The 7,574-nt window shown below is 73.0% G+C and carries 5 protein-coding genes; 2 read left to right on the top strand and 3 right to left on the bottom strand.

Annotated features, from left to right (window positions below; translation table 11 throughout):
- Positions 1-101: 101 nt before the first annotated feature.
- Together ACFV4F_RS40285 and ACFV4F_RS40280 are read right to left on the bottom strand one after the other, a co-directional pair.
- Positions 102-308, bottom strand: coding sequence for a hypothetical protein (locus tag ACFV4F_RS40285; RefSeq protein WP_380510442.1), 207 nt, complete (start codon positions 306-308; stop codon positions 102-104).
- A 124-nt stretch (positions 309-432) separates the two neighbouring features.
- Positions 433-1,137 carry a TetR/AcrR family transcriptional regulator gene (locus ACFV4F_RS40280; RefSeq protein WP_380510440.1) on the bottom strand — a complete coding sequence of 235 codons (705 nt, stop codon included), beginning with the start codon at positions 1,135-1,137 and terminating at the stop codon, positions 433-435.
- 431 nt (positions 1,138-1,568) lie between these two features.
- Here ACFV4F_RS40280 and ACFV4F_RS40275 point away from each other — a divergent pair, with 431 nt between their 5' ends.
- Positions 1,569-5,102 carry a CHAT domain-containing protein gene (locus ACFV4F_RS40275; protein WP_380438689.1) on the top strand — a complete coding sequence of 1,178 codons (3,534 nt, stop codon included), beginning with the start codon at positions 1,569-1,571 and terminating at the stop codon, positions 5,100-5,102.
- A 32-nt stretch (positions 5,103-5,134) separates the two neighbouring features.
- Entirely contained in the window at positions 5,135-6,601 is a 1,467-nt protein-coding gene (locus tag ACFV4F_RS40270; RefSeq protein ID WP_380438691.1) for a lipase family alpha/beta hydrolase, read from the top strand.
- Between the two features lie 181 nt (positions 6,602-6,782).
- Here the strand turns inward: ACFV4F_RS40270 and ACFV4F_RS40265 are convergent.
- A partial coding sequence (locus ACFV4F_RS40265; RefSeq protein WP_380510437.1) for an alpha/beta fold hydrolase occupies positions 6,783-7,574 on the bottom strand: 792 nt, incomplete at its 5' end.

Here is a 7,574-nt window from a genome sequence, read left to right as displayed (position 1 = left end):
AACCGCGGGCGGCCGAACGGGGCGCAGGCCGGCGTCGCGGGGCGGGGGGCGCTGGGGCCCGGCGGCCTGCGGTGGGTGCGGGCGCCGGACGGGCCCGAGTGTCAGCCGGCGATGCTCGGGCCGGAGCGATCCGGCGTGCGCAGCCGCGGGTTGGGCTGCCCGGCGCCGGCGCCGGCACGCGTGAGTGCCCACTGGGCGATACCCATGGTGACCGACCGGGCCGGCTCGGGCGGAAACGGCAGTGGCGTGCGGCGCTCCGGCTCCAGGGCGGTGCGATCGGTCCGGGCTCCGGCCGGCAGGTCGAGCATCGACTCCGCGCCGGAGCGGGCGGCGCCGACGCCGAGACCGCCGCCGCGATCGCCGCCGACCTGTCCGTGGCCCGCCGCGGGTCCGGTGCGCCGCCGGCCCGAGGGTGGTGCGGCGCGGCCGTGTTCAGCGGATCGCCGTGAGGCGGGCCTCTGCGGCGTCGAGGAGGAGGTCGAGCGCGTACGGGTAGCCGCTGCGGCGCATGTCGTCGGCGAGGAGGTCGGCGGTGGCGGCGATGTGCGGGTGGGTGGTGGCGTCGACGCGGGCGTAGGAGGCCTGCCAGACCTGCAGGTCCGCCGCCTGGGACACCGCGGGGAGGGCGAGGGCGGCGGCGTCGAGGGCGGCGAAGCCCAGGCTCTGGTCGACGAAGGCGTGGTAGAGGCGGACGGCCTCGGGGTCGGGGAAGCCCGCGGTGCGCAGGACGCCGAGGATGGTCTCGACGGCGGCGATCTCGTGGGTACGGCCGGTGGTGCGGTGGGCGGCGAGCAGAGCGGCCTGCGGGTGGGTCTGGTAGGAGGAGTGGATGCGCAGGCCGATGGCGCGCAGGTCGGCCCGCCAGTCGCCGGTGGGCTGCCAGCCGGCCTGGGCGCGGCCGATGAGTTCGTCGGTGATGGCCAGCAGCAGGTCGTCGCTGCTGTGGAAGTACCGGTAGACGGCGCTCGGGTCGGCGCCGAGAGCGGCGCCGAGTCGCCGGGCGGTGAGCGCGTCGGCGCCGTGCTGCCCGATCAGCCGCAGCGCCGTGTCGACGATGAGCTCCTGGGAGAGCACCACGCCCTGTTTGGTGGGCCGACGCCGTCGGCGCTGGGGCTCGGGCACCACGCGTTCGCTCATGCCCGGATCCTATGTCGACATGGTTGTCGTAGGAGCGGGGAGGCGCGGATCTCCGGCAGAGTCGGACCGAACGCGCCGGTGCGCTTCCGACTACCGCTCCCCAGGGCCGCCATCGGCAGTTCGACACCCCGCTCGCCGTGATCGATGCCGGCGAGATCTCCTTCGCTCACACCCGGCAGGAGCTCCCGTCGGCCATCACTGCGGTCCTCGCCACGACCACCGGAGACATCCGCGCCGACGCCCGCGCCGACGACGTCTCCGCCCCTACCACGCGCACCTTGCCGGCGGGGCCGGTGAGGGGGCAGCCACCAGCCTCTGTGGACGTGGTGGTCGCGGCCGCCTGCCGGCTCCGCCGGACGCCGTGAATCGGACGTAGCTTGGATGTAGGCGACGATCCACGCGGCGGATCGACACACCCATTGGGGGTCGCCATGGGAGCCGATCGGATCCAGGAGAAGGCCCGCGCCGAACCGGAGCTTTCGTATCAGGTCGTCTCGCCCCTGCTGAGCGCCTTATCGGACCCGGAACCGGCAGTCCGGATCGCCGCGTTGCGGGCTCTGGTCCAGCTGCCGTTGCCCCGGCGGGCCTGGATCGCCGTGGCCGATGCGGTGCTGGCGGTGCTCGAACCCGGCGGCTACGGGACCGAGAGGTCGGCGGTACTGGCCGTGGCGGGCCGGGTGCCGACCGCGCGGGTTCGGAGGCGGCTGGCCGAGCTGCTCGACGAGCTTCCGGGAGACCGGGAGCCTGCCGTTGACGCGCTGGTCACGGCGCGCAGCCCAGTGGTGGTGCCCTGGGTCGTCGCCCGGACGCGGAGCGTTGATCGGGACGAACGGATCGAGGCCGCTCGCAAGCTGGCCGTGATCGGGCTGCCGGAGGAGGAGGCCCGCCGGATCGAGGACCACGGTGACCTCGACGTGCAGTTCTGGCTCGGGCTGGCGGTGGCACGGGGCGGTGGATCGACCCGGTGGCTCGGGAAGGCTCTTGATCGGCTTGCTCGGGGGGACGAGTACCTCCGGTCTCTCGACTATCCGAGCTCACTGCCCTGGGAGACCTTCGCAGCCTTCACCCCGGTCGACACGGCGCTCGGGGACTTCCTGCGGAACCGGGTCCCGGACGGAGTGACGCCGACGGACGCCGACGAGATCGTCCGACTGCTGCTCGACGCGGACAGCATGGCGCGGCGTCCACCGCCGACGCAGGGCGCCCGCACGGTCCCGGCAGCGGTCGCGGGCCTGCACCGTGTCGTGGCGGACCGGCTGGCCGAGCGCTTGCTCCCTCCGGACGGGCAACTGCGCCTCGAACCCGGGGCCCTTCCGGTGGAGGACGATGCCGCAGCGGGTGCATTGCTCGCGTCCTTGCTCGCCCGTGCGGTCGAGACGCGCCCACCGCAGGACTGGCTGCCGATCGGTCAGGGCGTGGTCGGGGCGGCCGCCGGTCACGGCGCGTTCGTACCCGATCTTCCCCGGCTGTTCGACACGCACCGTGACATCGGGCGGGTGGCCGTCGGGTTGCGGGACGTGGACGAGTTCCCCGCGACGGGACTGCGGTGGCAGATCACGTGGCTGGTGTCGCGCGCGACCGTCCCGGACATCGTCCGGCAGACGGCGAGCAGGCTGCACTCTGTGTCGGTGCCGGACCGAGTGTCCGCGCTTCAGGTGCTCGAGGACGCGATGAAGTACCGGAGCTGGCCTGTCGGTCCGGTCTTCGGGGGTGACGGCAGTCCCGCGGACACGGCCGGGAACGGCGGCGCAGTGATCGACGACCGTGAGCCCGTGCGGAACATCGATTCTCCGGCCCCGGCCCCGGCCCCGGCGCTCCCGCCTCTCCCTACCCCAGCCCCGGCCCCGGCGCTCCCACCTCTCCCCACCCCAGCCCCTGCCCCGGCGCTCCCGCCGCTGGGGGCCCCGGCCCCGGCCGGCGAGTCCGTTTCGTCCCCATGGAACCCGGCGAATCCCGGTGGCTACGGAAGCGGGGGACCGCCGGCTCGGCCTCAGAAGCGCCCCTGGTTCCGGTTCCGGTCCTCACACGCGGACAAGGACCTCCCGAACGTCGGAACCGGCCGCCTGGAATCCCGACCCGCACCCGCCCGGGACGGGGGTCTGTCGCCGGACGAGCGCGGCCCGCTCGACGAACGGTCGATCAACTTCTGGGTCGAGGAGCCCGAAACGGGCTTCGCCGCCGTGACCGCCCTTGAGGTGGGACGGCCCTACCGAGGCTGCTTCCGGGTCGGCGCACCGGTGCCCGGCAACCTGCTGACCGATGCGGCCCCGATCCCCGCTACGGACATCCCGGCGTCCGGGCTGGAGACCCGCTGGGAGGTCTGGTCCCGCGACGTCGAGCTGATACCGCCGGAAGGGGCGCTGTTGTTCCGCTCCGGGCCCGCTCCCGTCACGTTCGAGGCCGTCGAGACGGCCGACGGACCGCAGTGGCAGGCCGCGTTCGACCTGACGATCCCGCGTTTCGGTGACTCCGAGCTCCGCACGCTCGGTGTCACGCTGCGCACCGACGGGTCACCCGCCCTGCACGCGCGGGTGTTCGCGCGCGGCGATCTCTACCGCGAGCTGACCGTGACGTTCTACACCGCCCCGACGCACCGGGCGTGGCTACTTCCGCACAGAGCACCGAAGGGACCGTCGACGACCGTCGACGAAGTGGAGCTCCTGCCCGCCGAACACACCGGAGTGCGCATCCCCGTGGACTGGTTCGACCCGCTGACCGAGCTGCGCCTGTCGATGAACGGAAACACGGTGAACTGGGAGCTGGAGACCACGGACCCACGCCGGGAGGACAGCGAAGCCCATGGCACCGTTCCGTGGAAGCCCGCGGCCACCGTGGTGCAGCGCATCGCCGAACTCCGTTCTGCACTCAAGGACTTCAGAGAGGAGTTCTCGGACCTGCTCGACGACGTGGAGCCGGCCGACCTCGTCGGCCGCCTCGCTCGGTTCGAGCCGTGCCGGGACTGGAGTGCGCCGGTGGACCGCGCGGACGAGCGGCACCGCAGGGCCTGGGAGGAGGCGGTCCACAGCAGGAAGCTTCGGCGTCTCGGGTCCAACGGCCGTGCGTTGTACCTGGCGCTGTTCCCCGCGGGCACCGAGCTCAATGAACTGGTCGGCGGGCTCGCGGCGGGCGACCGGCTCAGGATCGTCTGGTACCCGGAACAGAGCGAGCGGCTGCCGCACGTTCCGTGGGCCTTGCTCTACACGGGGCCGGAGCCCACTGATCGCGCGCCCGTCGAGGTGGGCAGGTTCCTCGGGATGCGGTTGCGGGCAGAGCACCAAGCCCATCGGGTCTCTGCCGGCCGGGCACTTGGGGAGAGCGAGCAGACCACCCGGGCCCACCTCCTCTACTGGGGCAGCGCGGACGGTGACATCACTGCGCCGGAGGCACGGGTGCACCGCGGCGAACTGCGCCGCTGGACCGGCCTCGTGCTGCCGTCGGGCCCGGACGGCGCACGTGCCGAGGTGAGAGAGTTCCTGACCGAGCCCGGTCCCTCCCCGGTCCGGCTCGTGTACGCGTACTGCCAGGCCGCCGGGACCGGATCGGCACCAAGGCTCCGCTTCGGCAGCACCAATGACCCCGAGGAGGAACTCGACCTGTCGGACCTGCGCGCCGGAGCGCCCTTCCCCGACCGCCCGCTGGTGTTCCTGAATGCCTGCGGCACGTCCGCCGCCGGCCCGGGCGAGGCCAACGAACTGGAGGAGGTCTTCTTCGAGCGCGGGTGCCGCGTGTTCATCGGCACCGAGGGCGAGGTGCCGATCAGGCTGGCCGCCCGCCTGGCCGAGGTCTTCTTCCACTTCCTGTACCTGCGGCCCGACGGCCACGCCGTGCCCGCGGGGGAGGCGATGGTGCAGGCCAGGCGGTTCCTGTGGGACGAGTACCGCAACCCGGGCGGCCTGTTCTACAACTACGTCAACGACTACAAGGTGTGCGTCCGGAGTTACGCCGCGGTCTCGGCCCTGCGTTGACGGGGGCCGGCCGTGCACCCGGAGGTGCGACGATGAGTAGGCAACCATCGGACGTCATAGCGGAGTTCCTGACCGTCGACCCGGCGCGACGGCTGCGGCTGGCCGACGAGCCCGGTGCGCGGGAGCCGCTGAGGGCCCTGCTCGGCGAGGACGGGTTCCGGGAGCTCCAGGCCCTCGCCCGGTCGGCACGCGAGCCCGGCCATCTCGCCACCAGACCGGTCGACCTGATCTTCCTTCCGGGGGTCATGGGCAGCGTGCTCGCCAGCCAGGGCCAGGGCGGCATCTGGTGGATCGATCCGCGGACCCGGCACCGTCTCGACGATCTGCGCCTGTCCCCTGACGGGACGACCGACGAGGACGAGGGTTTCCAGGTGGGTCCGGTCGTCGTCGACCCGGGCTACGATGCCTTCTTCACTGCGACCCGTGGTCGGTCCGACCTGGGCTACCAGGGCTTCCCCTACGACTGGCGCAAACCGATCGCGGCGGATGCCGCCCGGCTGAGGGACGCTGTGCTGGCCGCGCACGCGGCGAACGGGGGCCGTCCCGTCCACCTGGTCGCGCACAGCATGGGCGGCCTGGTGGTCCGGACGACCCTCGGCCGCTACCCCGAGCTGTGGCGGCAGGTCGGCAAGGTGGTGTTCCTCGCGACGCCGCACTACGGTTCACCGGCCATCGCGGGCTACCTGAAGAACCACTTCTGGGGGTTCAGCTGGTTCGCCGTGCTGGGGAAGTACCTGAGCCGCCGGACGTTCCGCTCGATGTGGGGCGTACTCGCTCTGCTGCCGGCACCCGTGGGCGTCTACCCGGGCACTCGTGATGACGATCCGAAGCCCGCGGAGGGCGGAGACCGATATCCGCACCCATGCGCGAACTTCGACCTCTACGATGCGCACTCCTGGCGGCTCGACGGCCTCACCGCCGAGCAGGAGGATCGACTCCAGACGGTCCTGTCGGCCGCCGGTGCGGCGCACCGCGAGCTCCACGCCTGGCACGAGCAGCTGGACCAGGGAAAGCGCGACCGGATGGCCGTCATCGCGGGCGTCGGCTACCGCACGCTCTTCCGCGTTGCCTTCCGCAGGCGGCTCGATCCCGGCTTGCCGTCCTCGGTCGACTTCGGCTGGGAAACCATGGAGCGGGTGACCAAACGGATTCCCGGCGACCGCGACCGGGAAGGGGACGGCAGGGTGCCGCTCGCATCGGCCGAGCTGGAGCACGTCGGCGAGGTCCGCTACGTCCGCGCCGTCCACGGCGGCCTGCCCAACGAACGGCAGGTCACGGACGACGTCTTCCGGTTCCTGGCCGACGAACCGATGCAGCTGCCGCGGTCGGCCAAAGCGGCGCTGCACGGCCACCTGGGCACGCACGCGACTTCCGACGGCGGTGGTGACGACCCCGGCTACCTGGATCTCGAACCACCGTCGGACGGCGAAGTCGCAAAGGCGGAGGAGGCCTTGGCGGACGGCCGGCTGCCGGCCTTCGACCAGCTGCGCATACTCTGACCTCCCGATGCCGCCGATCCGCGGGCGTTCTTCACCACCGTCTCTCGGCTGACGGTCGTCCCGACAATTGAGGGCGCAGCCCGTCGCCGGCATCCAGCCGTTGTCTACGCTCCCGCACCACTGCGCGGCCAGGCCCCGGTCGACCTTCGGCAGGACTTCCATCCTGCCGGCCTCGGCCTGGCTACCTGGCCGCCTCCGCCAGCAGCGCCTCCAGGGTTGGCTCCGCCAGTCCCCTCAGCAGGTGGCCCTCTCCGGGGAGCAAGCACACGGTGGCGTGCGGGGCCGAACGCTGGAGGCGGCGGGCGGTGTGTCGGGAGTCGAGGAGGCGGTCCCGGGCGCCGAGCGTGACGTGGACGGGCATCGGGAGGGCCGCCAGCGCGGCGTCGTCGATGACGGGGATCCGTTCGCGCCGGGGGCGGAAGTGGCGGTGGATCAGGAGGACGGCCTCGCCGAAGGCGTGCTCCCTCGCGGTGGTGGGCGGTAGCGGGCCGAGCGCCAGTTTCAGCATCGTGCGCCGCCCCCACCGGCCGAGTGGCAGGAGCAGCAGCGAGGCCGCGAGTACGGCCGTCTTCTGGCGGCCGATGCCGCTGGGGCAGCGCAGGACGAGCCGCTCGACCCGCTCCGGGCGCCGGACGGCGTAGTCGAGGGCGAGCCGCCCGCCGAGGGACGTGCCGACGAAGGCGGCGCGGTCGACGCCCAAGTGGTCGAGGACGTCGTCGAGCCACAGGGCGTGGGCGTCCGAGGCGAGTGGAGGTCGGGCGGGGGCGCTCAGGCCGGGTTCGCCGATGACGTCGACCGCCAGGATCCGGAAGTGCGGGGCCCAGCACGCGACGTCCTCGGTCCACATGGCGGAGTTCGCCCCGGAGCCGTGCAGCAGCACGAGGGGCGGCGCGTCGGGCGGCGGGCGGGCGGCGCCGTCGGGGGGGCCGCGCGGGGGGGGGTGGGGCGAGACGGTGGGGGGGGGGGGCAGAGG

It is taken from the genome of Kitasatospora sp. NPDC059722 (genome assembly GCF_042733235.1).
GTDB lineage: Bacteria > Actinomycetota > Actinomycetes > Streptomycetales > Streptomycetaceae > Kitasatospora.
Note: the sequence above shows the minus strand (reverse complement) of the source record. Positions and strands in the feature narration are given on the sequence as shown.